Here is a 386-nt window from a genome sequence, read left to right on the forward strand (position 1 = left end):
TCCTAAAAAAGAAGACATTAAACCTCCTTCAGAGCTTACATTCAAAAAAGGTGAATGGTTTTCTGATGAGCGAGGCGTTTTAAATCAGATTGTGCAAAGCGATTCTAAAGAGTTAGAAATTCATAGTTTCATTAGCCCTCTTTTACCACCAAGTAAAACCCTTATCACACAAAGCTTTGGACAAACCATTATCAAAAAAGAAGCATACAATGGCGAGATTTTAAGCAAGGAGTTTTTAAAAGATGATGGCAGTAAAACAAAGATTGTCAGCTTTGGTGATATTGAAGAAATTACGCATACAACAAAAGAAGGCTTAAAAAAGCAGAGAAAAAAGCTAAAACAGACAAAAATAGAACCTAAGAATTTATTTGATTATGCAGAGGAAG

At 33.4% G+C, this 386-nt stretch carries 1 protein-coding gene; it reads left to right on the forward strand.

Annotated features, from left to right (window positions below; translation table 11 throughout):
* Window positions 1–386 (forward strand): hypothetical protein (locus CCZ01_RS10690; RefSeq protein WP_181566411.1); only part of this gene is annotated, 386 nt, incomplete at both ends.

Origin of the sequence: Helicobacter monodelphidis, assembly GCF_003288845.1 — a bacterium.
In the GTDB taxonomy this organism is placed as follows: Bacteria; Campylobacterota; Campylobacteria; order Campylobacterales; family Helicobacteraceae; genus NHYN01.